The 25,468-nt window shown below is 67.3% G+C and carries 25 protein-coding genes; 16 read left to right on the top strand and 9 right to left on the bottom strand.

Going from position 1 to position 25,468, the window contains the following annotated elements:
* Window positions 1-8: 8 nt before the first annotated feature.
* Window positions 9-440 (bottom strand): hotdog fold thioesterase, encoded by a 432-nt coding sequence (locus P8192_RS02260; RefSeq protein WP_431521156.1) that lies wholly within the window; start codon window positions 438-440, stop codon window positions 9-11.
* A gap of 247 nt (window positions 441-687) precedes the next feature.
* On the opposite strand from P8192_RS02260, the gene paaA reads away from it, so the two are divergent.
* From paaA to P8192_RS02230, 6 genes are read left to right on the top strand one after another with little or no spacing between them, the layout of a single operon-like run.
* Window positions 688-1,710, top strand: coding sequence for a 1,2-phenylacetyl-CoA epoxidase subunit PaaA (gene paaA / locus P8192_RS02255; RefSeq protein WP_278158165.1), 1,023 nt, complete (start codon window positions 688-690; stop codon window positions 1,708-1,710).
* 2 nt (window positions 1,711-1,712) lie between these two features.
* Window positions 1,713-2,036, top strand: a complete 324-nt coding sequence (gene paaB, locus P8192_RS02250; RefSeq protein ID WP_270106344.1) for a 1,2-phenylacetyl-CoA epoxidase subunit PaaB — start codon at window positions 1,713-1,715, stop codon at window positions 2,034-2,036.
* Entirely contained in the window at window positions 2,033-2,866 is an 834-nt protein-coding gene (gene paaC / locus P8192_RS02245) for a 1,2-phenylacetyl-CoA epoxidase subunit PaaC (RefSeq protein WP_278158162.1), read from the top strand. Before paaB ends, paaC begins: the two co-directional genes overlap by 4 nt.
* Window positions 2,867-2,890: 24 nt before the next feature.
* Window positions 2,891-3,409: a 1,2-phenylacetyl-CoA epoxidase subunit PaaD gene (gene paaD, locus P8192_RS02240; protein ID WP_278158160.1), complete on the top strand. Its 519-nt coding sequence runs from the start codon at window positions 2,891-2,893 to the stop codon at window positions 3,407-3,409.
* A gap of 10 nt (window positions 3,410-3,419) precedes the next feature.
* Complete coding sequence (gene paaE, locus P8192_RS02235; RefSeq protein ID WP_278158159.1) at window positions 3,420-4,574, top strand: 1,2-phenylacetyl-CoA epoxidase subunit PaaE; 1,155 nt, start codon at window positions 3,420-3,422, stop codon at window positions 4,572-4,574.
* 12 nt (window positions 4,575-4,586) lie between these two features.
* Complete coding sequence (locus tag P8192_RS02230; RefSeq protein ID WP_278158158.1) at window positions 4,587-5,384, top strand: enoyl-CoA hydratase/isomerase family protein; 798 nt, start codon at window positions 4,587-4,589, stop codon at window positions 5,382-5,384.
* A 3-nt stretch (window positions 5,385-5,387) separates the two neighbouring features.
* On the opposite strand, the gene P8192_RS02225 is transcribed toward P8192_RS02230, so the two are convergent.
* The 4 genes from P8192_RS02225 to P8192_RS02210 form a co-directional block, all read right to left on the bottom strand.
* Window positions 5,388-5,804 carry a hypothetical protein gene (locus P8192_RS02225; RefSeq protein WP_278158156.1) on the bottom strand — a complete coding sequence of 139 codons (417 nt, stop codon included), beginning with the start codon at window positions 5,802-5,804 and terminating at the stop codon, window positions 5,388-5,390.
* Window positions 5,805-5,814: 10 nt separating this feature from the next.
* Window positions 5,815-7,512 (bottom strand): AMP-binding protein, encoded by a 1,698-nt coding sequence (locus tag P8192_RS02220; RefSeq protein ID WP_278158154.1) that lies wholly within the window; start codon window positions 7,510-7,512, stop codon window positions 5,815-5,817.
* A gap of 72 nt (window positions 7,513-7,584) precedes the next feature.
* Entirely contained in the window at window positions 7,585-8,745 is a 1,161-nt protein-coding gene (locus P8192_RS02215) for an acyl-CoA dehydrogenase family protein (RefSeq protein WP_278158152.1), read from the bottom strand.
* Window positions 8,746-8,806: 61 nt separating this feature from the next.
* The gene (locus P8192_RS02210) at window positions 8,807-9,430 is read right to left on the bottom strand and encodes a TetR/AcrR family transcriptional regulator (RefSeq protein WP_278158150.1); all 624 of its coding nucleotides are present in this window, start codon (window positions 9,428-9,430) and stop codon (window positions 8,807-8,809) included.
* 134 nt (window positions 9,431-9,564) lie between these two features.
* Between P8192_RS02210 and P8192_RS02205 the strand changes: the two genes are divergently transcribed.
* Genes P8192_RS02205 through P8192_RS02175 form a run of 7 tightly spaced genes read left to right on the top strand, consistent with a single transcriptional unit; the run spans window position 9,565 to window position 17,663 of the window.
* On the top strand, window positions 9,565-11,172 hold the full coding sequence (locus tag P8192_RS02205) for a carboxyl transferase domain-containing protein (protein ID WP_278158149.1): 1,608 nt from the start codon (window positions 9,565-9,567) through the stop codon (window positions 11,170-11,172).
* 5 nt (window positions 11,173-11,177) lie between these two features.
* Window positions 11,178-13,247 (top strand): acetyl/propionyl/methylcrotonyl-CoA carboxylase subunit alpha, encoded by a 2,070-nt coding sequence (locus P8192_RS02200; RefSeq protein ID WP_278158147.1) that lies wholly within the window; start codon window positions 11,178-11,180, stop codon window positions 13,245-13,247.
* Complete coding sequence (locus P8192_RS02195) at window positions 13,244-14,410, top strand: acyl-CoA dehydrogenase family protein (RefSeq protein ID WP_278158145.1); 1,167 nt, start codon at window positions 13,244-13,246, stop codon at window positions 14,408-14,410. The genes P8192_RS02200 and P8192_RS02195 overlap by 4 nt, the downstream gene beginning before the upstream one ends.
* Window positions 14,407-14,916 carry a MaoC family dehydratase gene (locus P8192_RS02190; protein WP_278158143.1) on the top strand — a complete coding sequence of 170 codons (510 nt, stop codon included), beginning with the start codon at window positions 14,407-14,409 and terminating at the stop codon, window positions 14,914-14,916. The genes P8192_RS02195 and P8192_RS02190 overlap by 4 nt, the downstream gene beginning before the upstream one ends.
* Entirely contained in the window at window positions 14,913-15,803 is an 891-nt protein-coding gene (locus P8192_RS02185; protein ID WP_278158141.1) for an HpcH/HpaI aldolase/citrate lyase family protein, read from the top strand. The genes P8192_RS02190 and P8192_RS02185 overlap by 4 nt, the downstream gene beginning before the upstream one ends.
* A gap of 5 nt (window positions 15,804-15,808) precedes the next feature.
* Window positions 15,809-16,633: an electron transfer flavoprotein subunit beta/FixA family protein gene (locus P8192_RS02180; RefSeq protein WP_278159701.1), complete on the top strand. Its 825-nt coding sequence runs from the start codon at window positions 15,809-15,811 to the stop codon at window positions 16,631-16,633.
* A gap of 37 nt (window positions 16,634-16,670) precedes the next feature.
* Window positions 16,671-17,663 (top strand): electron transfer flavoprotein subunit alpha/FixB family protein, encoded by a 993-nt coding sequence (locus P8192_RS02175; protein WP_278158139.1) that lies wholly within the window; start codon window positions 16,671-16,673, stop codon window positions 17,661-17,663.
* A 107-nt stretch (window positions 17,664-17,770) separates the two neighbouring features.
* Here P8192_RS02175 and P8192_RS02170 read toward each other — a convergent pair whose 3' ends face one another.
* The 3 genes from P8192_RS02170 to P8192_RS02160 are packed head-to-tail and all read right to left on the bottom strand — an operon-like array spanning window position 17,771 to window position 21,401.
* The gene (locus P8192_RS02170) at window positions 17,771-19,132 is read right to left on the bottom strand and encodes a dihydrolipoamide acetyltransferase family protein (protein ID WP_278158137.1); all 1,362 of its coding nucleotides are present in this window, start codon (window positions 19,130-19,132) and stop codon (window positions 17,771-17,773) included.
* Between the two features lie 44 nt (window positions 19,133-19,176).
* A complete protein-coding gene (locus P8192_RS02165) occupies window positions 19,177-20,199 on the bottom strand; it encodes an alpha-ketoacid dehydrogenase subunit beta (RefSeq protein ID WP_278158135.1) in 1,023 nt (340 codons plus the stop codon).
* A complete protein-coding gene (locus P8192_RS02160) occupies window positions 20,196-21,401 on the bottom strand; it encodes a thiamine pyrophosphate-dependent dehydrogenase E1 component subunit alpha (protein WP_278158133.1) in 1,206 nt (401 codons plus the stop codon). The genes P8192_RS02165 and P8192_RS02160 overlap by 4 nt, the downstream gene beginning before the upstream one ends.
* Before the next feature lie 135 nt (window positions 21,402-21,536).
* Here P8192_RS02160 and P8192_RS02155 point away from each other — a divergent pair, with 135 nt between their 5' ends.
* On the top strand, window positions 21,537-22,229 hold the full coding sequence (locus tag P8192_RS02155; RefSeq protein ID WP_278158131.1) for a GntR family transcriptional regulator: 693 nt from the start codon (window positions 21,537-21,539) through the stop codon (window positions 22,227-22,229).
* A gap of 13 nt (window positions 22,230-22,242) precedes the next feature.
* Here P8192_RS02155 and P8192_RS02150 read toward each other — a convergent pair whose 3' ends face one another.
* Window positions 22,243-23,337, bottom strand: coding sequence for a Fic family protein (locus P8192_RS02150; RefSeq protein ID WP_278158129.1), 1,095 nt, complete (start codon window positions 23,335-23,337; stop codon window positions 22,243-22,245).
* Window positions 23,338-23,462: 125 nt separating this feature from the next.
* On the opposite strand from P8192_RS02150, the gene P8192_RS02145 reads away from it, so the two are divergent.
* Together P8192_RS02145 and P8192_RS02140 are read left to right on the top strand one after the other, a co-directional pair.
* Window positions 23,463-24,848 (top strand): MFS transporter, encoded by a 1,386-nt coding sequence (locus P8192_RS02145; protein WP_278158128.1) that lies wholly within the window; start codon window positions 23,463-23,465, stop codon window positions 24,846-24,848.
* Between the two features lie 129 nt (window positions 24,849-24,977).
* A complete protein-coding gene (locus tag P8192_RS02140) occupies window positions 24,978-25,421 on the top strand; it encodes a hypothetical protein (RefSeq protein ID WP_278158126.1) in 444 nt (147 codons plus the stop codon).
* The last annotated feature ends 47 nt before the right edge of the window (window positions 25,422-25,468 follow it).

Raw genomic sequence — 25,468 nt, 5'->3', positions numbered from 1 at the left:
GCATCACTTCAGGCCCGGCGCTTGTTCGGGATAGTGCGGGACCGTCCCCGGAATTCGGCGACGAGGCCCCCCTCGTCGTCGGTGATCGTGATGTCGTAGATCCCGGAGCGCCCCGTGGTCGAACGACGGACGCCGACGGCGGTGAGCCGGGTGCCCGCCACGGGTGAGGAGATGAAGTTGATGTCCACTCCGGAGGCGACGGTAATGGTGGAGCCGTCGCCCCGCGGGTCGTTGCACGACCAGGCGAAGCAGGTGTCACCGAAGGCGAAGATCATTCCGCCGTGGGCGATCTTGAATCCGTTCAGCATCTCGTCCCGAAGCACCATGTGTGCCCGGGCGTAGCCGTCCGCGTACTCGGACACCTCGTATCCCAGCCATTCGGCCGCGGCATCCACACCGAGGGTGGGGTGATCATGGGCGCCAAAGGAGCCCCGCACCACCGAATCGGGGTCGATGCCAGCGGGCAGTTCTGGGTGCACAGCATTCAGGGCCGCGTCGGTCATAGGACACCTCCGGGGTGCGAGTCACGGATGGAATTACCGAACGATCATTAGGTAATCGTACTTTACCCTGTGAGTCAAGCCACATTCACGACGATGACGAACTTGACGCACCTCACCCGTCAGCATATCCTGAACGAACGGTCGGTAAATCCGATCGCCCGTCGTCATCATTGAGGTGAGCACCATGACCGCACCAGACCGTCTCGCCGAGCCCGCGGCCTCCGAGGAGGAGCGCGCCGGCCAGGACCATTTCGATCGCATCATCGCCGAGGACTCCCGTATCGAGCCCCGCGACTGGATGCCCGCCGCCTACCGCAAGACCCTCACACGGCAGGTCTCCCAGCACGCCCACTCCGAAATCATCGGCATGCAGCCCGAGGCCAACTGGATCACCCGGGCGCCGAGCCTGAAGCGCAAGTCGATCCTGATGGCGAAGGTGCAGGACGAGGCCGGTCACGGGCTCTACCTCTACTCGGCCGCCGAAACACTGGGCACCCCCCGCCACGAGCTCAACCAGCAGTTGCTGGAGGGCCGGGCCAAGTACTCCTCGATCTTCAACTACCCGGCCCGGACCTGGGCGGATATGGGTGCGATCGGGTGGCTCGTCGACGGCGCCGCGATCTGCAACCAGGTGCCGCTGTGCCGCGCCTCCTACGGCCCGTACGGCCGCGCGATGGTCCGGATCTGCAAGGAAGAATCGTTCCACCAGCGCCAGGGGTGGGAGATCCTTTATGAGCTCTCCCACGGCACCCCAGAGCAGAAGCAGATGGCCCAGGACGCCGTCAACCGTTTCTACGGCCCTGCCCTGCAGATGTTTGGCCCCCCGGACGGCGACTCCCCGCACTCCCAGCAGTCGATGGCGTGGAACATCAAGCGGTTCTCCAACGACGAGCTACGCCAGCGCTTCGTCGACATGATGGTCCCGCAGGCCGAGGCCCTGGGACTCACCCTGCCCGACCCTGATCTGAAGTGGAACGAGGAGCGCGGCCACTACGATTACGGCGCGCTGGACTGGAACGAGTTCAAGACGGTGCTCTCCGGGGCTGGGCCCTGCAACGTGCAGCGCATGCAGCGCCGTCGTCAGGCTCATGCCGAGGGGGCCTGGGTCCGAGAGGCGGCCGTCGCCTATGCCGCGAAAATGGCCGAGCGCGCCGCCGAGCAGACAGAGCAGACAGAGCGCACCGACCGCCAGCTGATCGGAGCCTGATCATGACCACTGACATCACCAGCACCGAGGGAACCACCGGCACCACCACCGAATGGCCGCTCTGGGAGGTATTCGTGCGTTCCTCGCGCGGACTCTCCCATGTGCATGCCGGCTCACTGCACGCCCCCGACGCCACCATGGCACTGCGCAACGCCCGCGATCTCTACACCCGCCGCAACGAAGGCACCTCCGTGTGGGTGGTTCCGTCTGCGGTCATCGCCTCCTCGGATCCGGATTCCAAGGGCGGCTACTTCGAGTCCGCGCAGGGCAAGGCTTACCGTCACGCCACCTATTACACCAAGTCTGAAGGGGTGAAGCACCTATGAGCTTCGCATCCCACGACTCCGCCACCAAGATTTCGGCTGGCTCCGCGATCAGCGCCGAGGAGATCGCCGCCTCAGGTGCCACTGCGGAACCCGACGTCGCCACCTACGCGCTGTATCTCGGCGATGACGCCCTGATGCTCGCACAGCGCCTGGGCTGGTGGATCGCCCGCGCCCCGGAACTGGAGGAGGACATCGCTCTCTCCAACATCGCCCTCGACCAGCTCGGCCACGCCCGGTTCTTGCTCACCTATGCGGGCACCGCCTGGGGCAAAACCGAGGATGACCTGGCATATTTCCGCGACGAGGAGGAGTTCCGTTCCTGCCGCCTCGTGGAGCAGGAGAACGGCGATTTCGGGCAGACCATCGCCCGTCAGCTGATCTTCTCGTACTACCAGCATGAGCTGTTCCGGCGTCTGGTGGACTCGAATGATGCCACGCTGTCGGCCATCGCGGACAAGGCGCTCAAAGAGGTGCAGTACCACCAGGATCACGCCGCCCAGTGGGTGCTGCGCCTCGGGATCGGCACCCCAGAGTCGCACGAGCGCATGCAGAAGGGACTGTACTACCTGTGGCCCTACGTGGATGAGCTGTTTCACGACGACGACCTCACCCGAGACCTGTCCGAACGGGGCATCGCGGTGCTGCCGTCGAGCCTGCGCGCGGACTTCGACCGTCGCATTGCTGAGCTGCTGGCCGAGGCGGAGCTGGAGGTCCCGGATCTGCCCGGTGCCTGGGGCGGGGACCGTTCCGGGGAGTTCAGCGAGCACCGCGGCCACATCCTGGCCGAAATGCAGGTGCTGGCCCGCCAGCATCCCGGCGCCACCTGGTAAAGAATTCCGAGGGGAGAGAGACCGATGACCACCGCCACCACGCTGCGACCCGCCGACGTCGACGCCGCCCGGGTGTGGGACGTTGCCGCCCGGGTGCCGGATCCGGAAATTCCGGTGCTCTCGATCGCCGACCTCGGGATCCTGCGCGCCGCCCGAGTGGAAGCCGACGGGACCGCCGTCGTCGTCATCACCCCCACCTATTCCGGCTGCCCCGCTATGGGCACGATAACCGAGGATGTGGGTCATGCCCTGCGTGCAGACGGTTATCAGAATGCCCGGGTAGAGCTGGTGCTGCAGCCGGCGTGGACCACCGACTGGATCACCGAGGAGGGACGACGCCGACTGGAAGAGTACGGGATCGCTCCACCGTCGGGCGCCTCGGCAGTGCGCCAGGGACCGGTGCTCATGGGGCTGAGCGTGAAGTGCCCGCGCTGTCATTCGCTCAACACCCGAGAGCTCACCCGTTTCGGCTCCACCGCCTGCAAAGCGCTCTACAGCTGCCGGGATTGCCTGGAGCCGTTCGACTACTTCAAGGTTCACTGAGGGGACCATCATGACTGAGACACTCACCAAACGCCGCGCCTCCTTCAATTCGCTCACGGTGTCCGAGGTGCGCAAGCTGACCGCCGATTCGGTGGAGGTCACCTTCGCGATTCCGGAGGAACTGCAGGACGACTACGATTATCTGCCGGGCCAGTACGTCGCGCTGCGGGCCACCCTCGACGGGCAGGAGGTGCGCCGGTCGTACTCGATCTGCACGGAGCCGGTGCCCGGGGAAATCCGCGTGGCTATTAAAAAGGACCTGGGCGGGATCTTTTCTACCTGGGCCAACGAGGAGCTCGCCGCCGGAGACACCCTGGAGGTCATGAATCCCCAGGGCGCGTTCACCTCGAAAATGCAGATCACGTCGATGAACGACGCCGAACAGCTGGCGGAGGCGGAAGTCGCGAAGAACCCGAACACCCACCTGGTGGCGTTCGCGGCCGGCTCCGGAATCACCCCGATCATGGCGATCGCGAAGGCGGTACTGGGGGCCTCGGCGTCGTCGTCGTTCGATTTGGTCTATGCCAACCGCTCCGCCATGGATGTGATGTTCGCTGAGGAACTGGGCGATCTGAAGGACAAGTACCCCTCCCGGTTGGCCATTCACCATGTGCTCTCGCGCGAGCAGCGCATCGCTCCGCTGATGTCGGGACGGATCGACGAGGAGAAACTCAACGAACTGCTAGATCAGATCATCCCGGTGGCTTCCACCGACGAGTGGTTCTTGTGCGGTCCCTTCGAGCTGGTGCAGATGTGCCGCGACACCCTGGCCGCGCGCGGGGTGCCTGCGGAGAAGATCCGGTTTGAGTTGTTCACCACCGGCAAGCCCGATCGCCCGGCCGGGCATCAGGGCCGGGCTGTCGTCGCCGACCCCGAGGGTGAGAACGTGACGATCGAGTTCAACCTCGACGGTCAGTCCTCCCGCATCGAATCACCCGCCTCGGCCCGGGAGACCGTGCTGAACGCCGCGCTGCGCGTGCGCCCCGATACCCCGTTCGCCTGCGCGGGCGGGGTGTGCGGCACCTGCCGCGCCAAGGTGATCTCCGGGGACTTCGAGATGGAGGAGAACTACGCGCTGGAAAAAGACGAGGTCGACCACGGCTACGTGCTGACCTGCCAGACCCGCCCCACCTCGGACACCCTCGTCGTCGATTTCGACGCCTGACTGGAGATCATCATGATCGAGCTGACACTGCACGACGACGCCGGATACGCCGAGGTCGTGCTCAATGCCCCGCAGAAGATGAATTCGCTGGACGAGGCCGCGCTACAGGAACTCTCCGAGGCTTACGCCCAGGCCGCCCGCGCGGTAGAGGCCGGGCAGGTGCGCGCCCTGCTGCTGCGCGGTGAGGGCCGCGGATTCTGCGCGGGCCGGGATATCTCGAACGTCACCCCCGCCACCGACGACGCCTACGGGTATCTCAGTGAACGGGTCACCCCGGTGCTGAAGCAGATGGCGGGGTTCCCGGCGCCGACCTTCGCCGCCGTGCAGGGGGCGTGCCTGGGAGTCGGCCTGGGGCTAGCGATCGCCACCGACGTCGTCTACGTGGGCGAGGGCGCGAAGATCGGCTCGCCGTTCGCGAATCTCGGCGCCACCCTGGATTCAGGCGGACACGCGCTGTTCACCGAGCGGCTCGGGGCGCACCGCACCCTGGATCTGATCTACACCGCCGAGCTGATGTCGGGGGCGGAAGCGGTGCGTTCGGGATTGTTCTCCCGTGCGGTGGATGACGCCGAGCTGCTGGACTTCACCCGCGCCACGGTGGCAAAGGTCGCCCGGGGCGCCACCGCTGCTTTCCTCGCGTCCCGCGAGCTGGTGGCCCAGGTGCGCGATCAGCGGATCGGACTGTGGGAGTCGGTGGAGCACGAGAACCGGCTGCAGGGCGAGCTGTGCGGCACCGAGGACTATGCCGAGGGGTTCGCCGCGTTCCAGCAGAAGCGGAAACCGGCATTCACCGGGCGCCCGCTGCGCTGACGTTCAGCCCAGCGGCCGCACGGTGAGCGCCTGGCTCACCGCACCCACCGGACCCTCGACGTCGTGGAGGACACTGTAGGTGAGCCCGTGGCCGGTGGCGCTCACCGGTTCGTCCGCCACCAGCTCCACTGGGGTGCGCGCCCAATAGTGCGCGCGCCCGGGACGGATCACCCGGCAGCTGATCTCCATGGGGTCGGCTACTGTCAGGGTGCCGAGAATGTCGAAGGAGATCCGGGTGATCGGCAGCGGCTCCTCGCCCGTGCCTGCGCCGCGCCGACTGTCTCGATCCGTCTCCAGCGCGTGGGTGAGCAGGCCGAACACCGGGGCGATGTGCTGCTCGGTCACGTTCCAGGCACCGGAGGTGTGTGGTGTGGGCTGGAAGGTGTGCGCATCGATGCGTTCGAAATAGCAGGGGCTCATCGGGGTCTCCTCAGAATTCTCGGGGCGATGTCCGGGGCCGGCGGTAGTCGTCGACGTCGCCGGTCGCACCGCTGGCCAGCAGGGCAGCGGCGTCATCGCGCATCTGCACCTTGCGCACCTTGCCGGTGACCGTCGTCGGGAATTCGTCCACGATCTTCACGTACCGCGGGATTTTGTACCGGGCCAGCTGGCCATCACAGAACGCGTGCAGCGCCTGGGCGGTCAGCGGTTCGGCGCCTGCGCGCAGCCGCACCCACACCATCACCTCCTCACCGTATTTTTCATCGGGCACACCGATCGCCTGGGCATCAATGATGTCGGGGTGGGTGTACAGGAACTCCTCGATTTCGCGCGGGTAGATGTTCTCGCCGCCGCGGATCACCATGTCCTTGATGCGCCCGGTCACGCGCACGTAGCCTTCCGCATCCATGGTGGCCAGATCACCGGTGTGCATCCACCCCTCGGCGTCGAGTGCTTCGGCGGTCTTCTCCGGCTCGCCCCAGTAACCGTCCATCACCAGGTAACCGCGGGTGCACAGCTCCCCGGTCTCGCCCACCGGCTGGATCTCCCCGGTGGCGGGGTCGATGATCTTAACCTCGGCGTGCGGGGACACCCGGCCCACCGTGCCGACCCGCAGCTCCAGGGCATCGTCGGGTCGGGTTTGCATGGACACCGGTGAGGTTTCGGTCATCCCGTAGCAGATGGTCACTTCCGCCATGTGCATGGTCTCGATCACCTGGCGCATCACCTCGGCGGGGCAGGGCGAGCCGGCCATGATCCCGGTGCGCAGAGTGGAGAGGTCATAGTCGACGACGGTTTTTTCGCCGTCCAGCTCCAACTCCGCGATGAACATGGTGGGGACCCCGTACAGGCTGGTGCAGCGCTGCTGCTCGACGGTGTCCAGCACGGCACCGGGGTGGAAGACCGGCCCGGGAATGATCATGGCCGCCCCGTGGGAGGTGGCCGCGAGGTTGCCCATCACCATGCCGAAGCAGTGGTAGAACGGCACCGGGATGCAGATGCGGTCTTCCTCGGTATACCGGCAGATCTCGCCCACGAGGAATCCGTTGTTCAGGATGTTCCGGTGCGTGAGGGTCGCGCCCTTGGGGAAGCCGGTGGTGCCGGAGGTGTACTGGATGTTGATCGGGTCGTCCGGGGACAGTTGGGCGGCGGTCGCGTCGAGGCCGGCGTCGTCGGCCTCCACTTCGGCGACCTGGCGCCAGGAATCCTCCCCCATGATGATCGTGTGCTTCAGCGCGCCCAGGTTCATCTCGGCGCGGGCCAGCATGCCGGGGTAGTCCGCCGTGGGCTGGGCATCGGCGGCGACGACGACGGTGATCCCGGACTGTTGCAGCACGTATTCGAGCTCATGCTGCCGGTATGCCGGATTGATGTTGACCATGATCGCGCCGATTTCGGCGGTGGCGTATTGGGTGAGAGTCCATTCCCAGCGGTTCGGCGCCCAGACGCCCACTCTCTCCCCGACCTCCACGCCGGCGCGCAGTAGCCCGGTGGCCAGGCGGCGGACATCGCGGCGGAACTCGGTGTAGCTCCAGCGACGCCCGGCGGCGACGTCGACGAGCGCATCCCGGTCACCGAAACGCTGGACGGTGGCGCGGAGGTTTTCGCCGATGGTCTGCTCGATCAAGGCCGGTTCGGTAGGTCCGACGTCGTGGGACATCGTGAGGTGGGTCTGGGGTGTGGTCATGGGGCACTCCCGCCGCTCGGTTCAGTTACTGAGTTGTAACTCGATTCCGCCTCGAACCTAGCAAAACGTGACCTAGCTCACAAGGTCCCGGGCGATGGTGTCCCGCAGCACTTCGGAAGTACCACCGAAAATCGTGAACAACCGCACCGCCAGATAAGCCTTAGCCACCGGGTATTCGAGGATGTAACCGTACCCGCCGTGCAGCTGCAGGCACTGGTCGATCAGCTCTTTCGCCCGCTCGCTCGCCCACATTTTCGTCTTCGATGCGTCCGTCAGGCTCAGCTCGCCGTCATTAAACCGGGTGACCGCTTGCGCCACATAGTGCTGAGTCACCTCGAGAGAGACCTGCATGTCCGCCAGCCGGAAGCGGGTGTTCTGGAACTCATCCACCGACCGGTCGGACACCTGCCGCTGACTCACGTACTCCCGGGTGGCGCGCAGCGTCTGGGCGGCCAGCGCCACAGAAGACGTGGCGACGGCAAGCCGGCCCTGCGGTAGCAGCTCGTGCACGTAGCGCAGCCCTGCCCCGAGCTCCCCGATGAGGTTCGCGCCCGGAACCCGCACCCCGGTGAAGAACAGCTCTGCGGTATCCGAGGCGGTGAGACCCATTTTTTCGAGCGGGGAGCCGACGTCGTACCCTGCCGTTTTTTCGACGAAGAACAGGCTGAACGAGTTTGCGCCGCCGCGCTCGGTGGGACTGGAGCCGTCCGTGCGGGCCAGCACCAGGGCGGCATCGCCGGTGATCCCGTTGCCGATGAACGTTTTCTGCCCATCGAGCACCCAGACCTCGCCGTCGGGCACGGCTTTCGTGCGTACTCCGCGCAGATCGGAGCCGCAGCCGGGCTCGGTCCACGCCACCGAGGTCACCAGCGAGCCGTCCACCATGCGCGGCAGCCACCGGCTCTGCTGTTCATCGTTTCCGTAGCGCAACAGGGCGGGCAGCACCCAGTCGTCATGCAGGTGGAAGGCCAAGCCCACCGATTCGTGCCCGGCCCGGCAGAGCTCCTCGTCGAGCACCATGCGGAACCGGTAGTCATTCAGTCCCATGCCGCCGAACTCCTCGGGCACGGCCAACCCCAGCAGCCCCTGCTCTCCGGCGGCGGTCCAGAGGGATCGGTCCATGCGGTGCGCTTTCTCCCAGTCGGCGTAGTGGGGGGCGACCTCGCGGGCGGAAAACTCCCGGGCGAGCTCGCGGAACTCCTCGTGCAGTTCTTCGTAGAATCCGGCAAACATGCTGCCTCCTTCGCGGTTCGGGTTCGGGTGCACTGCGGGTTCGGGCGCGGGTGCGGCCGGGTCACAGCCGGGCGGACACCGCGGCCTGGGCCATCTTGATCAGGGCGCGCTGGCTGTCGGCGCGACGTCGCGGATCCACCCCGGGGCCATACCGGGATTTCAGCGAGTGACTGGTGGAATTGATCAGCCCGATGACGCCGTGCACGCGGGTGTGCAGCTCATCGCGGGAATCTTCAGGATGGAGAGCAGCCAGCGCTGCCGACCAGTGATCCAGATACTCGCGCTGCATGCGACGCACCAACCGCCGGTCCGCCTCGGCCAGCCGAGCCAGGTCTTGGTCCTGCACCCGGATCACCTCGGGGTTCCCGAGCGCGAACTCGACCTGAAACTCGATCAACGGCCGGGCCCGCGCCGACACGTCGGGCACCGAGGCGCGAATGTCCTGCGCCCCGGAGAGCAGTCGTTCACTGACCCCGAGCAGCAGCTGTCCGAGCAGATCCTGCTTGCCCTTGAAGTGCCGGTAAATCGCCTGCCCGGTCACGCCAACCTCGCTACCAACGTCGTCGAGGGACACCGCATCGTAGCCGCGCGCCCCGAAGAGCACCCCGGCGGCATCGAGCAGATCCTGACGACGCTGATTCTTCTCCGCCTGACGACGGGTGGCGGGTGCACTCGGCCTGGACAAATGTGATCTCCCTCACTAGCCTGGATTTCAGTGAGTCATCATTAACTGGATGTCCACCATCGTACCCGACCGGGGCACCACCGAACACCCCGCCGAACAACTCACCACCAGCCCGAGATTCCCAGGGAGGCCGCATGGAGACGCTGCCCAGCACCGTCGACCGGCACAGCGACACCTTCGCCCAGCGCCGCGAGCACAACGGCCAACTGCGCGCCGAACTCACACAGCGGCTGGGACGCGCCGCCCTCGGCGGACCAGAGAAAGCACGACGGCGTCACCAGGAGCGCGGCCGGCTGTTGCCCCGGGAACGTGTGAACCGGCTGTTGGATCCGGGCAGCCCGTTCCTGGAGCTGGCCCCGCTGGCCGCGGAGGAGATGTACGACGGCGCGGCCCCGGCGGCCGGGCTGATCACCGGGATCGGGCTGGTGCACGGCCGGCTGGTGATGATCGTCTGCAATGACTCCACCGTGAAGGGCGGCACCTACTTCCCGCTCACCGTCAAGAAGCACCTGCGCGCCCAAGAAGTGGCCGCCGAGAATCGGTTGCCGTGTTTGTACCTGGTGGATTCCGGCGGCGCGTTCCTCCCCATGCAGGACGAGGTGTTCCCGGACCGCGACCACTTTGGCCGGATCTTCTACCACCAGTCCCAGCTCTCGGCCCGCGGCATCCCGCAGATCGCCGCCGTCCTCGGCTCGTGCACCGCCGGCGGGGCGTACGTGCCCGCCATGAGCGACGAGACCGTGATCGTGCGCAACCAGGGGACCATCTTCCTGGGCGGCCCGCCCCTGGTGAAAGCGGCCACCGGCGAAGTGGTCACCGCCGAAGAGCTCGGCGGCGCCGTCGTACATACCGCCCAATCCGGGGTAGCGGATCACCTCGCCGAGGACGACGACCATGCCCTGCAGATCGTTCGCGACATCGTCTCCACCCTCCCTGCCCCCGGCCCGCGCGCCTGGCAGCGTCAGGATCCGCTCCCGCCGCGGCTGCCGGTCGAGGACCTCGACGGCATCATCCCCACCGATGTGAACCAGCCCTTCGAAGTACGCGAGGTCATCGCCCGGATCGTCGACGACGGCGCCTTCCACGAGTTCAAGCGCGACTACGGCACCACCTTGGTCACCGGGTTCGCCCACATCGACGGGCACCCGGTGGGCATCGTCGCCAATAATGGCATCCTGTTCTCCGAGTCCTCCCTGAAGGGCGCGCACTTCATCGAGCTGTGCGACCAGCGCGGGATTCCGTTGCTGTTCCTGCAAAACATCTCCGGGTTCATGGTGGGCCGGGATTACGAATCCGGCGGCATCGCGAAAAACGGGGCAAAAATGGTCACCGCCGTCGCCACCACCCGGGTTCCGAAGATCACGGTGATCATCGGCGGCTCATTCGGGGCCGGCAACTACTCGATGTGCGGGCGGGCCTATTCCCCCCGATTCTTGTTTATGTGGCCGAACGCCCGGATCTCCGTGATGGGCGGGGAACAAGCGGCAGGGGTGCTCGCCACCGTCAAGCGCGACCAGCTCGAGGCTGCGGGTGAGACCTGGAGCGACGACGACGAAGCCCGATTCAAAGACCCCATCCGGCAGAACTATGAGGACCAGGGTCAGCCTTATTACTCCACCGCACGGCTCTGGGACGACGGAATCATCGACCCGTGCGACACCCGTCGTGTGGTGGCGATGGCGCTCGAGGCCTGCGCCCACGCACCCCTGCCCGACCCCGGCTTCGGCCTGTTCAGGATGTAGCCCCCATGACACGTCAGACTCCGACCCCGCACCCGACCACGATGTTTGACACCGTGTTGGTGGCCAACCGCGGCGAGATCGCCTGCCGGGTGATCGCCACGCTGCACGCGATGGGAATCCGCGCCGTCGCCGTGTATTCGGACGCCGACGCCGACGCCGCCCATGTGCGCCTCGCCGATGAAGCGGTGCGGCTGGGTCCGGCACCGGCCGCCGAGTCCTACCTGAACATCGAGGCGGTGCTCTCCGCCGCCCGCGTCACCGGTGCCCAGGCGATCCATCCCGGCTACGGGTTCCTCTCCGAGAACGCCGAGTTCGCCCGCGCTTGCGCCGAGGCCGGGGTGGTGTTCATCGGCCCGGACGTCCCCGCACTCGAGGTGATGGGCAGTAAGATCCGCTCCAAGAACCACGTCGCTGAAGCCGGTGTTCCCGTGGTGCGCGGCGTGTCCGAGCCCGGGCTGAGCGACGCCGAACTGATCGAGGCGGTCAGCAATTTCGGCACCGAGATCCGCTACCCGCTACTCATCAAGCCCTCCGCCGGTGGTGGCGGCAAGGGTATGCACGTGGTCGAGCGCCCCGAGGACCTGCCCGACACTCTGCTCACCGCGCGTCGGGTGGCCCTCGCTGCCTTCGGGGACGATTCCCTGCTGATCGAGCAGCTCATCCGCTCCCCGCGCCACATTGAGGTGCAGGTGCTCGCCGACGCCCACGGTGCGGTGATCCACCTCGGTGAGCGCGAGTGTTCGCTGCAGCGCCGGCACCAGAAGGTGATCGAGGAGGCGCCGTCGCCCCTGCTCGACGCCGACACACGACGCCGCATCGGTGAAGCTGCGTGCAATACCGCGCGCTCCGTGGACTACCGCGGGGCCGGTACCGTCGAGTTCCTGATTTCCGATGAGGACCCCGGCACGTTCTACTTCATGGAGATGAACACCCGCCTGCAGGTGGAGCACCCGGTCACCGAGGAGGTCACCGGGGTCGACCTGGTGGAACAGCAGGTGCGCATTGCCGCCGGTCAGCCGCTACACCTCACCCAGGACGACGTGGTGCTGCGCGGGCATTCCGTGGAGGCCCGGGTCTACGCGGAGGTGCCCGAGGCGGGGTTCCTGCCCAGCACCGGGGAGATCCTCGCCCTGCACGAACCTTCCGGGGCCGGAGTGCGCGTGGATTCCGGTCTGCGCATCGGCTCGGTGATCGGCACCGATTACGACCCGATGCTCGCCAAGATCATCGCCACCGGGGAGGATCGCGGCCAGGCGCTGGCCCGGCTGCGGCGCGCCCTCGAGGAGACCGTGGTGCTCGGTGTGGAGACCAATATCTCCTACCTGCAGCAGTTGCTCGACGACGACGATGTCCGCGCCGGCCGACTCGACACCACCCTGATCGAGCGGCGGCTGCCGGCTCTGGTGTTCCCCCGCCCGGATGAGCACACCGCGCGCCTCGCGGTGGAGGCGGCGCTCACCGAGAACCAGGCGGGCGACGCCATATGCCACAACTCCGCCTGGCGCACCGACGGCTGGCGCGCCACCGGATCTGTGCCCACCAACTACCTGGTCACTCATCGGGCACCCGAGGGCGATCTCACCACCATCGCGGTGCCGCACCTGTCTGACCCGGCCACCAGCCCCGGTGACATCGTTCCCGGAGCCGTCACCACAGCCCGGCAGCGCACAGTCGTCGCCTCCCGAGCCCCGGAGGGCGCCGTCGTGTGGGTGTCCACCCCGGGCTTCACCGGCACCGTCACCGTGGCCGACCCGCACGCCCAGACTCTGGCCCGGCTATGTCAGCGCGAGGCCGAACTCACCGAAGCCGCCCCGGAAATCACCGCGCCACTGCCCGGCACCGTCATCGAGGTTCACGCTGACCACGGCGCCAAGGTTGAGGCCGGGGCTGCACTGGTGACCATCGAGGCGATGAAGATGGAGCACCGGCTCACCGCCCCGCTGCCCGGCGCCGTCACCCTGAACGTGCGTGTGGGCGAGACGGTCAAGCTCGGCCAAGTCCTCGCCGTCGTCGCTGCCTCAGACCAACCAGACCACACAGAAGATCCCGAGAATGTCGAGGAGACTGCATCATGAGCCACCAGCTCAGCGACGAAGAACAGGCGCTCGTAGAAGCGGTGCGCGAATTCACCCAGGAGGTGGTCGCCCCGGTCTCGGCCCGGCATGACGCCGAGCACAGCTTCCCCTATGAGGTGATCTCCCAGATGGGCGAGATGGGGCTGTTCGGACTGCCTGTCCCGGAGGAGTACGGCGGTCAGGGCGGGGACTATTTCGCCCTCTGTCTGGCACTGGAGGAACTGGCGAAGGTCGACCAGTCCGTGGCGATCACCCTGGAAGCCGGCGTCTCCCTCGGCGCGATGCCCCTGCTGCGCTACGGCACCGAGGAGCAGAAGCAGCGCTGGTTGCCGGCCCTGGCCGCCGGTGAGCAGCTCGCCGGGTTCGGCCTCACCGAATCCGAGGCCGGCTCCGATGCCGGGGGCACCCGCACCACCGCCCGCCTCGAGGACGGCCACTGGGTGATCAACGGGACCAAGGAGTTCATCACCAATTCAGGCACCGACATCACCTCGCTGGTCACGGTCACCGCCGTCACCGGGGAGACCACGCGCGACGACGGCAGCGTCAAAAAAGAGATCTCCACCATCCTGGTCCCGGCCGATACCCCCGGATTCACCGCCGAACCGGCCTACAACAAGGTGGGCTGGAACGCCTCCGACACCCACCCGCTGACCTTCGACGACGTCCGTGTCCCGGAGGAGAACCTGCTCGGGGTGCGCGGCCGCGGCTATGCGAATTTCCTGGGCATCCTCGACGAGGGTCGCATCGCCATCGCAGCCCTGGCCACCGGGGCCGCGCAGGGATGTGTGGATGAGGTGGTCCGCTATGCCCGCGAGCGCCACACCTTCGGTAACCCCATCGCCTCCTACCAAGCGGTGTCCTTCAAGATCGCCCGCATGCAAGCCCGCGCCCACACCGCCCGGCTGGCTTACTACGACGCCGCCGCCCGCATGCGCGCCGGGCTGCCCTTCAAAACCGAAGCCGCCATCGCCAAGCTGGTCGCAGGAGAAGCCGCCATGGACAACGCCCGCGACGCCACCCAGGTGTTCGGCGGCTACGGATTCATGAACGAATTCGTCGTCTCTCGCCACTACCGCGACTCGAAGATCCTGGAGATCGGCGAGGGCACCACCGAGGTGCAGCTGATGCTGATCGCCCGCAGTCTGGGGTTGGACTCATGAATCACGACGCCGCACGCCCGGTCATCCAGCAGCGCGGCCTCTACGTCAACGAGCTCCAGGTCGGCGCCCTCTACCGCCACGCCCCCGGGCGCACCCTGACGGAAGCCGACAACGTCTCGTTCACCACCATGACGATGAACACCCAGTCGTTGCACCTGGACGCGCACTGGGCCGCATCGCAACCGTTCGGCCAGCCCTTGGTGAACTCGATGATGACCCTGGCCATCATCGTGGGCGCCTCCGTGGCGCAGCTGACCCAGGGCACCATCGTGGCGAATCTCGGATTCGAGGAGGTCCGCTTCCCGCACCCGCTCTACCACGGCGACACCCTGTACTCGGCCTCCGAGATCCTCGGCACCCGCACCTCGTCGTCTCGGCCCGGTCAAGGGATCGTGCGTATCCGGCACACCGGGGAGAATCAGGACGGCGTGCTGGTGGCCGAGTGCATTCGCTCCGTGCTGATCTGGGAGTCCGAAGCCGCCCACCGTTCCGGGAGCACCTCATGACTATTGGGTCCACTCCGCCACCGTTCACCCTCGGCCCCAGCATCCTGTTCTGCCCGGCCGACCGTCCCGAACGCTATGCCAAGGCCGCCGACCGCGCCGATGCGGTCATTGTGGACCTGGAGGACGCGGTCGCCCCCGCCGACAAGCCCGCCGCCCGCGGGCACCTGGTCCGCCACCTGGCTACCCTCGCCGAAGACGCCGCGCTGCTCGAGCGCACCATCGTCCGAGTCAACCCGGCTGGGGATGCGACGCGCGCTGAGCTCGACGCCGACCTGCAGGTGCTCGCCGGCACCGGGGTGCGCCACGTGATGCTGGCCAAAGCTGAATCCGCCGACGACGTCGACAAGGTCGTCCGGGCGCTGGGCCCGCGCGTCGGCATCATCGGGCTGTGCGAAACCCCTGCCGGGATCACCCGAGCAGACCAGCTTGCCGCCCATCCCTCGGTCACCGCCCTGATGTGGGGGGCGGAGGATCTGGTCGCGGCCCTCGGCGGCAGCTCCTCACGCCACAGCACCGGCACCTACCGGGATGTCGCCCGCACCGCCCGGTCCCTGGTGCTGCTCGCCGCCGCCACCCACGGCACAGCCGCCATCGACTCCATCTATGCCGATCTCACCGACCTGGACGGGCTGAGCGCTGAAGCCGAGGACGCCGCGGCCAGCGGTTTCGCCGCCAAAGCCTGCGTTCACCCCAGCCACGTCGCCCCCATCCGCGCCGCCTACACCCCCACCGACGCCGAGCTCGAGCACGCCCGCGCCCTGCTCGCCGAAGTGCCCCAGCACACCGGGGCCTTCCGGTTCCGCGGCGCGATGGTGGACGCCCCTTTGATCCGCCACGCCGAGCGCGTCGTCCAGCGCGCCGAACGTACCGAAGGAGAGACCTCATGACCGCCCTGCACCTGATCGTGTTGGTGAAGTGGGCCCCGGACGCCCAGCAGGCCCGCCACCTCACCGACTCCCACCACATGGACCGCGGTGAGGGCATTCTCTCCGAGCTGGACGAATACCCCCTGGAGACCGCCCTGCAACTGCGCGAAGCCCTCACGTCCCCTGACGCCGCCGACTCCGCGCCCACCGTGCGCATCACCGCACTCACCATGGGTCCCGCCGGTGCCGCCGCGGCCGTGAAAAAAGCGCTTCAGATGGGCGCTGACGACGCCGTGCACCTCAGCGATTCTGCCCTGACCGGAGCCGACGTCGCTGCCACCTCGCTGGCCCTGCGCCACGTCGTCGAGACCCTTTCGTCCACGACCGAGGAATCGATGCAACAGCTGGTGCTCACCGGCATGGCCTCCACCGACGGCGAGACCGCAGCGGTGCCCGCCCAGTTAGCCGAGCGCTTGGGCTGGACACTCGTCACACGCACCACCGAGGTATCACTGGACCCTGCTTCCGCCACCCTCATCGCGGTCCGCCACACCGAGACCGAGACCCAGCGGGTCAGTGCTCTCCTACCTGCCGTCGTCACCGTGACGGACCAGGCGAACACCCCGCGCTACCCCAGTTTCAAGGCGATCATGGCGGCGAAGAAGAAACCCTCCGAGACCTGGTCACTGTCCGATATCGGGCTCGACGCGGCCGAACTCACTAACCGCGTGCAGGTGCTTGAGGCCGCACCTCGTCCGCCGCGAGAAGCCGGGCGGATTCTCACCGATGAGGGCGACGGCGCCGCCGTCACCGAGCTGGTCGAGTTTCTCTCCGCCCGCCGGCTGATCTGATCCGACTGATACCTCTCACCGAGCAGGAGTACCCGCGATGTCACCGAATTCTGCACCCACCGTCCTCGTCGTCCTGGATCGGATCGGCGCCCCGTTGCGCTCCACCGATCAACAACTACTCGCGCTGGCCCACACCGTGGCCGGATCCCCGGAATCGGTGCACGTCCTTACCGCTGCCGACGCGGACACCACCCGCAACGCCCTGGATGGCCTACACCTGGGATCCGTATTCTGCGCGGATACTGACAGCAACGCCCACGACGCAGCGGTGCCGGCAGAGCAACTCGCCGACCTGATCGAGCACGCAGCGCGCCAGACCGGAGCCACCGTGTTGCTCGCCTCCGATGCGGGCGAGGTCTCCGATGCGCTGGCCCGCGTTGCTGTGCGCCTGGAGGCCGGGCTGATCACGCACGCGGTCGGAGTGGACGCCGCCGAGGCCGGGATCAGCGTACAGAAGTCGGTGCTGGCCGGCGCCTACACCACCCGATGCGCCGCAGAGTCAACCGTGTGCATCACCGTGAAACCCAACGTCGTCGCCGTGCCCGAGACCGGGCTGCCTGCCGGAACCACCCCGAAACCACAGCCGGTGGAGGTACCGGTCTCCGGCCCACGGGTCACCGTGATCGAGCGGTCTCCGGTAGAGTCCACGGGACGCCCGGCCCTGACCGAAGCTGCCGCCGTGGTGGCCGGTGGCCGGGGGCTGAACGGGGACTTCAGCCTCGTCGAGCAACTGGCCGATGCTCTCGGCGCCGCGGTGGGCGCGTCCCGTGCCGCGGTTGATGCCGGCTGGACGGAGCACGCCGCACAGGTGGGCCAAACGGGCGCCACCGTCTCGCCGCAGCTGTACGTGGCTCTGGGCATCTCGGGTGCACTGCAGCACCGGGCCGGAATGCAGACCGCGCAGACTATCGTCGCCATCAATAAGGACCCGGACGCCCCGATTTTCGAGATCGCCGACCTCGGCATCGTCGGAAACGTGACCTCGGTGGTGCCCGATCTCGTTCAGAGATGCGAAAAGGCTCGTCAGTGAACCGCTCACGAGTCATATCCCATCACTAAGCCCGGACCGAGGGACTCCGTGAAGCGAAACAGCGCGTCAGCCAACCGCTGACGCGCTGTTTCGCTTCGCTGAACCGCTCACAGCAGCAAGGCGCGCGGGTCTTCGAGGGCGCCGCCCAGGTCGGCGAGGAATTGGGAGATCGCGACACCGTCCACCACCCGGTGATCGGCCGAGACCGACAGAGTCGCGACATCGCGCACGGCCAGCTCGTCGTCGACCACCCAGGGGCGGCGCTTGATCTGGCCCATCGCCACGATCGCCGATTCGCCGGGATTGATAATCGGAGTGCCCGCATCCACCCCGAACACCCCCACATTGGTGATCGTGATGGTCCCGCCCCGCTGGCATTCAGGGGTGGCCTTGCCCGCCCGCGCGGTCTCGGAGAGCTCGGTGAGTTCTCGGGCCAGTTCGGTCACGGTCAGCGCGTGGGCGTTCTTAATGTTCGGCACAAGCAGCCCACGGTCGGTGTTCACGGCGATGCCGAGGTTCACGTGGCCGTGCACGGTAATGAATTCCTCGCCCCAGCTGGCGTTGATCTCCGGGGTGCGTCCGACCGCCCAGCACACCGCGCGCGAGAGCAGGGTCAGCGGTGAGACCTTCACGCCCTCGGGGAACACGCCCTGGGACTTCCACACTCGGATCAGCTCCACCGTGGCGGTGACGTCGACGTCGAGGAACTCGGTGACGTGCGGCGCCGTGAAAGCAGAGGCAACCATGGCATGGGCAGTGGCCTTGCGCACCCCCTTCACCGGGATCTGGCGGGTCTCGCCCAGCGGCGATGCTCCGACCGCTGTCGTTGCACCCTGACCGGCAGAGTCACGTGCGGAGCTGGCCTCCAGGTAGGCGAGCACGTCTTCGCGGGTGACGTTGCCGACTGGCCCGGTCGGAGGTACCAGCGTCAGGTCCACTCCGTGGTCCTTGGCGAGTTTGCGCACCGGCGGCTTCGCCAGGGCGAGACCGGTAGCCGCAGGAGATTCCGGCGCTGCCTCCGCTGTCGTCTCAGTGACCGGAGCGGGTGCAGGTGGAGCATCAGCCCCGCGCTGAGCACGACGGCGAGCCCGGCGCGACGTCGAGGCCCGGGTGCCGTAGCCGACGAGGGTGGCCCCGCTGGATTCAGACTCGGACTCGGATCCGGGCTGCGCCTCCGAATCAGATGCCGTCTGCCCTGCTGACTCCGGCGCGGGTTCATCCGCCCCACCGTCCGTGCGGAATTCGATGATGGGGGTGCCGACCGTGACCGTCTGCCCGGCCTCCACCAGTAGTTGCTGCACCCGCCCGGCCGTCGGGCTGGGCAGCTCCACCACCGATTTGGCGGTCTCGATCTCCACGATGATGTCGTTCACGCCGATCTCATCACCCGGATGCACGGTCCAGGCGAGAATGTCGGCTTCGGTGAGACCCTCTCCCACATCGGGGAGGCGGAACACGGTGGTGGTCATAGCGGGATGGGCTTCTTTCCGTCGTTGTTAGCTTCGGGCCGTTGTCAGTAGTCGAGAACCCGGTCGATGCCGTCGAGCATCCGGTCGGCGTCCGGAATGTAGTGGTGCTCCAGCCGGGCCGGCGGATACGGTCCGTGCGGAGCACCCACGCGTAGCACCGGCGCGTGCAGGTGGTAGAACGCCTGCTCCTGGATCCGTGCGGCCAGCTCGCCGCCGAGCCCCAAGAACACGGGGGCCTCATGGGCGACGACGACGCGGCCGGTGCGCTGCACGGAATCGACCACCGGGCCCAGATCCAGCGGCGAGACGCTGCGCAGGTCTACCACCTCCACCGAGGTGCCCTCTTCGGCTGCGGTCTCAGCGGCCTCCAGCGCAGTGGGCACCAGCGGTCCATAGGTGACCAGCGTGACGTCGGTGCCGGGCCGGGCGATCACTGCGCGGTCCCCCGGTGTGGCCGAGGCCGGGTCCAGATCCACCTCACCCTTCATCCAGTACCGGCGCTTGGGCTCCAGAAAGATCACCGGGTCGTCGCGGGTGATCGCTTCCTGAATCCCCCAGTACGCGCTGTGCGCGTCCGAGGGGGCCATCACTCGCAGCCCGGCGTGCTGGGCGAACGCCGCCTCGGGTGATTCCGAGTGGTGCTCGGGCGAGCCGATGCCCCCGCCGAACGGAATCCGGATCACCATCGGGATCCGCAGGTGCCCGCCGGTGCGGTAGTGCTGTTTGGCCACCTGGTTCACGATCTGGTCGTACGCGGTATAAGAGAACGCATCGAACTGCATCTCCACCACCGGCCGGAATCCGCGGGCGCACAACCCCACCGCGGTGCCGATGATGCCGGATTCGGCCAGCGGCGTGTTCATCACCCGCTGCCCGCCGAACTCCTCGTGCAGCCCGTCGGTAATGCGGAACACCCCGCCGAGCTCGGCCACGTCCTCACCGAGAATGAGCACCTTCTCGTTGTCGGCCATCGCCTGGCGCAGCCCCCGGTTGATCCCGGCGGCCAGCGTCATGGTCGTGGCGGACACGCTCGCTTCAGCGGTCGTGTCCGCGGTGGCGGTGGTCATGCTCCCTCCTCCACGGTCTCACCGAAGCTATTCTCATAGGCGCGGAACTCGGCGCGCTCCTGCTCCACCAGCGCGTGCGAGTCGGCGTAGATGTGGTCGAAAAGGGCATCCAGTCCGGGGGTCTCCAGGCTCAGGCAGGCCTCGCGCACCCCGGCGCCCCACTGCTCGGCTTCGGCGTCGAGCACAGTAAAGAAATCCTCGTCCGCCGCGCCGATCTCCAGCAGGTGGCGGCGCACCCGCTCCAGCGGATCGGCCCGTTTCCAACGCTCGACCTCCTCGGCGGAGCGATAGCGGGTCGGATCGTCAGCGGTGGTGTGCGCGCCCATCCGGTAGGTGTAGGCCTCCACGAACAGCGGTCCGGCCCCGGAACGCACCCGGTCCAGCGCGAATCGAGACACCGCGTAGCTGGCGAGCAGATCGTTGCCGTCCACGCGGATGCCGGGAATGCCGTATCCCTCGCCGCGGCGGTAGATCGGCGACGGTGTTTGAACCTGCTTGGGCACCGAAATCGCCCACTGGTTGTTCTGGCAGAAGAACAGCACCGGTGCCTGGAACGAGGCGGCAAAAGTGAGCGCCTCGGCCACATCCCCCTCCGAGGTCGCACCATCACCAAAACACGTGACGACGGCGACGTCGGAGTCCACGTCCCCGGTACCCGCAGCCCCCTCCAATTTCACGCCCATCGCGTAGCCGGCGGCGTGCAGGGTCTGGGCGCCGATCATGATCTCGTAGGCACTGAGGTTGTGTGCGTGCGGGTCCCAGCCGCCGTGGCTGACCCCGCGGAAGATCCGCAGCAGGTCCCGCGGGGCGAGCCCGCGCTGCAGGGCCACCCCGTGCTCGCGGTAGGAGGTGTAGGCGAAATCCTGGGAGCGCAGCCCCCGCCCGAGGCCCACCTGCGCGGCCTCCTGGCCGAGGCACGGCGCCCACAAGGCCAGCTCGCCATGGCGCTGCAGGGCGGTGGCTTCCTGGTCGAACCGGCGCAGCAACACCAGGTCGCGGTACATCTCCCGCAACTCGGCGTGGCTGAGCGCGTCAGCGATTCGCCCGAACACCCCGCCGGTATGCCTGTGCCCCTGCTCATCGAGCAGCTGGACGAACGTCGTGCCCTGGTCCGAGGTCCGCAGGTCGTCGCCGTCGTGGCCAATGATCGCCTCACGCAGTTCGTGGCTGATGCCGTCGTGTTGCTGTGCATGCAGAGTCATGTCGCCCCTCACCATAGTGGTGATATATCTCCGGTATGATGTGATCTACATTACATTTTTCGAACCGTCGAGACAAGACCCCTAGGATCGACACAGGCGCGCCGATGCGCCGGGCAACCACAGGGAGAACCAGTCATGACCACCTCAGGGATCGACCGCGCGGCCCCCGCCCGCCGTGGCGCCGAGCGCAACCTCAGCGCCACCGACCGGGTGTATTTGGCACTGAAGGAACAGATCCTCACGGTCCACCTCGCCCCCGATTCGGTGGTGCTGGAACAGGATCTGGCCGAGGAGTTCGGGGTGTCGAAGACCCCGGTGCGCGACGCGCTGCGGCTGCTCGCCCACGAAGGCTGGGTGACGATCATCCCCCGGCGCGGCTACCTGGTGCGCTCACTGCGCCTGGAGGATGTCACCGAATTGTTTGCGCTGCGGCAGATGATCGAGCCACCCCTGGCCGGCCAGGCCGCAGAGCGCGGTACTCCGGCACAGAAAGCTCAGCTCGCCGAACTGCTGGACCGGCAGAAAGAGGAAACCGACCCGGAGGCGGCGTTCCAGACCGCGGTCGCCTTCCACCTCAAGATCGCGGAAATGGCCCGCAATTCCCGTGCCGAGAAGGTGCTGCGCGATCTGCTCGAGGAGCTCTACCGCATCCGCAACATGCTGCCCTGGCTCGACGCCGCCATCCAGCAGCCCGACGAGATCATCGGCCACGGCGGCATTCTGCAAGCCATTCTCGACGGCGACGCCGAACAGGCAGTGCACCGCATGAATCAGCACTCGCGGGAGTCCCTGGTGCAGAAGTTCCAGGGGCTGAGCTCCCTACGGTGAGCTTGAGTGACGGCTAGCGGTAGACCCCGCGCAGCGTGACCAGCACCAGGTACTCCTCGGCAATCCAGCAGACCTGCCGTCCACCCGGGATCCGCGCCCGGGTCAGAATCCGCGCCCGCTCCAGCTCCGCGAGGGCCCGCTGGGCTGCCGTCGACGAGATCCCGTGGTGCTCGCGCACCGATTCCACCGTCACCACCGGATCGGCCGGCAGCCGCCGCAGCATCTCCAGCAGCACCGAGTCGGCCCGGGGCACCACCGGCGAGCGCCCGTCCTCCGCCCGCGAGGCCAGCAGGCGCTCGGTAAGCGCTCCCCGCAGTGCCTCCACCGCGGCGTCGAGCTCCAGCGCCAGCCGCGCACTGTGTTCCAGCGCCGCGCAGAAACTCTCCAGCCAGTCCTCGACTCCTTCCGGGCCGCGGCGGAACCGGTGCATACCGCGCTCGAAATCCGCCAGCGGGCGGGCGAATCCGGTGCTCACCGGAAGCAGGGTCCAGCGCAGCACCCCGGTGCGGCGCAGCAGCGCGTGCAACACGACTCTCGCGGTGCGGCCGTTGCCCGATTCAAACGGGTGCAGCGAGTCCAACTGGGCGTAGCTGATCGCGCATCGCACTAACCCGCTGCCCTCAGTGCCCGACATGTAACGGGCCACCTCATCCATCAGTCCGGGCAGCCGGTCGGCGGGGGCCGGTGCCACCGCCACGCCGTCGCCGACCTGCCCGGAGCGCACCAGCCAGCTGGGCTCGTGGCGCAGCCCGGGCGCTTCCGGTTCAATCCGGTCGTGCAGCGACACCAGATCGGACACCCCAATCCGACGACTCGGATCCCCCAGCGACTCGACCGCGTCTCGGGTTGCCTGCATCACCCGGATCGAGGTCAGCACCTCTGCGTTGATGCCGGCGGCGCTGCGGGAGAACACTTCCGCCACCATCACGTTCTGCGGTCGCACCCAGACCCCATCCACCCAGGTGGACCAGCCGCCCTCACCAGCGGCCACGAGCCCCTCCAGCCCCCTCCCCCGGTCCCCGATACGCTCATCGGCGCGTGCCACGGCGACGGCGGTACGCTCCAGCCGGTCGCGCGTCCGGTCGGAGAACGACGATGTGCCGTGCATTCAACCACCTCGTTCCCCGTGCGTTCACCTCGAAAACCCCTCAAAAACACTTTAGCCGCCCCAGCCGGGATTTAGTTCGTGTCCGGGGTGCGCCAGCCCCCGGCACCCGGCCTACACTCGGGCCCATGTCTTCCATCAACACCCCCACCGCCGCACGCACCAGCCTGCCCACCGGTGAGGACATCGTCCAGTCCCTGCCCTGGCGGTGGCGCGCCCAGGGACGGATCTTCCTCATCGGCGGGCTCGGCTTCATGTTCGACGCTTGGGACGTCTCCCTCAACGGCGTGCTGATCCCGCTGCTGCGTGAGGAGTGGGCACTCACCGCCGGGCAGGCAGCCTGGATCGGCACCGCCAATCTCATCGGCATGGCCGTGGGCGCGTTCTTCTGGGGTACCGTGGCCGACCGCATCGGCCGCCGCTCGGCCTTCGCCATCACCCTGTTGGTGTTCTCCATCTTCACCCTGGCCGGGGTGTTCACCGGCGACATCGTCTGGTTTGCCATCTTCCGGTTCCTCGCCGGCTTCGGTCTCGGCGGGTGCATCCCCGTCGACTATGCCCTGGTCGGCGAGTTCACTCCGCGCAAACAGCGCGGCACCGTGCTCACCGCCATGGACGGGTGGTGGCCCATCGGCGCCGCTCTGTGCGGGTTCGTCTCGGCCTGGCTGGTGGCCACCTGGGGCGACTGGCGTCTGCCGCTGCTGGCCATGATTCTGCCCGCACTGCTAGTGTTCTTCGTCCGCCTCTGGGTGCCCGAGTCTCCCCTGTTCCTCCTGCGTCAGGGGCGCGACGCCGAAGCCCGCAAAGTCATCGACCAGCTCGTCCGCCAGACCGGCGCCGAGCCGCGTGAGTACGTGTTGCCCCCGGTCCCCGAAGCGCCGCGGATGACCGTGCTCGCCCTGGCCGATCAGCTGATCCGGCTGTGGCGCTATTCCTGGCGCACCACCCTGGCCATCTGGTGCCTGTTCCTCACCATCATGTTCGTCTACTACCTGGGCCTACAGTGGTTGCCGACCTTCATGATCGACGCCGGCTTCGAACGGACTCAAGCGTTCCTCACCACCGGCGGCATGGCTGCCATTGGCCTGTTCGGGGTCATCCTGGCCGCCTGGCTGGTGGAGAAGACGGGGCGCCGCTGGCTGCTGGGTGTCTCCGCCGTCGTCTCCTCCGCGCTGATCACCGCGCTGGCCGCGTTCCTGCACGTGCCCTCCGCCGTGCTCCCGCTGGTGCTGGTCTACGGGTTCGTGGTGCAGGTGGCCATCCCGGTGCTCTACGCCTACGCCTCGGAGCTCTACCCTACCGAGCTGCGCGGATCTGGGTTTGGCTGGGCGTCCGCGGTCTCCCGGATTTCCGCGGGTGTGGGCCCGCTGCTGTTCGTCACCTGGATGGTTCCGGCGCTCGGACTGACGACGTCGTTCGCTGTGGCCGGAGGCCTGGTGCTGGTGGCGGTGGTCCTCATGTTCTGCTTCGCCCCGGAGACCGCAGGAAAGAAACTGACCCTGACAGGAGAGTGATCGAACCTCCGCGATGACGGGCGCGTGGCGGATTATTCACCGAATTCCCAGACACGCTCCCGTTCCATACCGCTGATCGCCGCTGTATCGTTAGACGCGTTTTGACGAGTGCGAGGAGCACACCAACTCATGGTGACGATCAACCACGAAGTCCAGACCAAACCCCGCCGGACCGGCGGACAGAAATTCTTCGCTGTTGTGAGTCTCGTGCTCTTTATCGTCGCCGGCTGGCTGTTCCTGTCCCCGACGTCCTATTCCCTGATGGAGGATGCTGGGACCGTCACCTGTGGACCGCTCGGCTTCGGAAACTCCGATATTTCGCCCGACTTCACCCAGAACGAATCGAACCTGGAGGCCAGAGGTTCCTGGATCGAGACGACCTGGCCGAGCCTGGATCTCGAGAACAACGAGGATCCCGCGTACACCCCTGAGCGCATCGAAAGCATCCAAGAAGAGACGAATACTGCGCTGCAGGATCAGTGTGTTCCCACGCGCCAATCCCGGATGGCGACACTGACAGTGACCCTGAGTCTCGCACTCGGCGCACTCATCTTGGCACGACGCACCCGCTAGAGGATCGCGGCCCTGACATAGAGACGCGGGGCACCACAGTGATGAAC

Origin of the sequence: Citricoccus muralis, assembly GCF_029637705.1 — a bacterium.
Lineage (GTDB): Bacteria > Actinomycetota > Actinomycetes > Actinomycetales > Micrococcaceae > CmP2.
The sequence above is the reverse complement of the archived record's forward strand: the minus strand, read 5'-3'. Positions and strand labels throughout refer to the sequence as shown.

What these genes read in the sequence shown, in the direction of transcription:
- paaA (WP_278158165.1), top strand. Translation starts at nt 688, where the DNA reads ATGACCGCACCAGACCGTCTCGCCGAGCCCGCGGCCTCCGAGGAGGAG.
- paaB (WP_270106344.1), top strand. Translation starts at nt 1,713, where the DNA reads ATGACCACTGACATCACCAGCACCGAGGGAACCACCGGCACCACCACC.
- paaC (WP_278158162.1), top strand. Translation starts at nt 2,033, where the DNA reads ATGAGCTTCGCATCCCACGACTCCGCCACCAAGATTTCGGCTGGCTCC.
- paaD (WP_278158160.1), top strand. Translation starts at nt 2,891, where the DNA reads ATGACCACCGCCACCACGCTGCGACCCGCCGACGTCGACGCCGCCCGG.
- paaE (WP_278158159.1), top strand. Translation starts at nt 3,420, where the DNA reads ATGACTGAGACACTCACCAAACGCCGCGCCTCCTTCAATTCGCTCACG.
- P8192_RS02230 (WP_278158158.1), top strand. Translation starts at nt 4,587, where the DNA reads ATGATCGAGCTGACACTGCACGACGACGCCGGATACGCCGAGGTCGTG.
- P8192_RS02225 (WP_278158156.1), bottom strand. Translation starts at nt 5,804, where the DNA reads ATGAGCCCCTGCTATTTCGAACGCATCGATGCGCACACCTTCCAGCCC.
- P8192_RS02220 (WP_278158154.1), bottom strand. Translation starts at nt 7,512, where the DNA reads ATGACCACACCCCAGACCCACCTCACGATGTCCCACGACGTCGGACCT.
- P8192_RS02215 (WP_278158152.1), bottom strand. Translation starts at nt 8,745, where the DNA reads ATGTTTGCCGGATTCTACGAAGAACTGCACGAGGAGTTCCGCGAGCTC.
- P8192_RS02205 (WP_278158149.1), top strand. Translation starts at nt 9,565, where the DNA reads ATGGAGACGCTGCCCAGCACCGTCGACCGGCACAGCGACACCTTCGCC.
- P8192_RS02200 (WP_278158147.1), top strand. Translation starts at nt 11,178, where the DNA reads ATGACACGTCAGACTCCGACCCCGCACCCGACCACGATGTTTGACACC.
- P8192_RS02195 (WP_278158145.1), top strand. Translation starts at nt 13,244, where the DNA reads ATGAGCCACCAGCTCAGCGACGAAGAACAGGCGCTCGTAGAAGCGGTG.
- P8192_RS02190 (WP_278158143.1), top strand. Translation starts at nt 14,407, where the DNA reads ATGAATCACGACGCCGCACGCCCGGTCATCCAGCAGCGCGGCCTCTAC.
- P8192_RS02185 (WP_278158141.1), top strand. Translation starts at nt 14,913, where the DNA reads ATGACTATTGGGTCCACTCCGCCACCGTTCACCCTCGGCCCCAGCATC.
- P8192_RS02175 (WP_278158139.1), top strand. Translation starts at nt 16,671, where the DNA reads ATGTCACCGAATTCTGCACCCACCGTCCTCGTCGTCCTGGATCGGATC.
- P8192_RS02170 (WP_278158137.1), bottom strand. Translation starts at nt 19,132, where the DNA reads ATGACCACCACCGTGTTCCGCCTCCCCGATGTGGGAGAGGGTCTCACC.
- P8192_RS02165 (WP_278158135.1), bottom strand. Translation starts at nt 20,199, where the DNA reads ATGACCACCGCCACCGCGGACACGACCGCTGAAGCGAGCGTGTCCGCC.
- P8192_RS02160 (WP_278158133.1), bottom strand. Translation starts at nt 21,401, where the DNA reads ATGACTCTGCATGCACAGCAACACGACGGCATCAGCCACGAACTGCGT.
- P8192_RS02155 (WP_278158131.1), top strand. Translation starts at nt 21,537, where the DNA reads ATGACCACCTCAGGGATCGACCGCGCGGCCCCCGCCCGCCGTGGCGCC.
- P8192_RS02150 (WP_278158129.1), bottom strand. Translation starts at nt 23,337, where the DNA reads ATGCACGGCACATCGTCGTTCTCCGACCGGACGCGCGACCGGCTGGAG.
- P8192_RS02145 (WP_278158128.1), top strand. Translation starts at nt 23,463, where the DNA reads ATGTCTTCCATCAACACCCCCACCGCCGCACGCACCAGCCTGCCCACC.
- P8192_RS02140 (WP_278158126.1), top strand. Translation starts at nt 24,978, where the DNA reads ATGGTGACGATCAACCACGAAGTCCAGACCAAACCCCGCCGGACCGGC.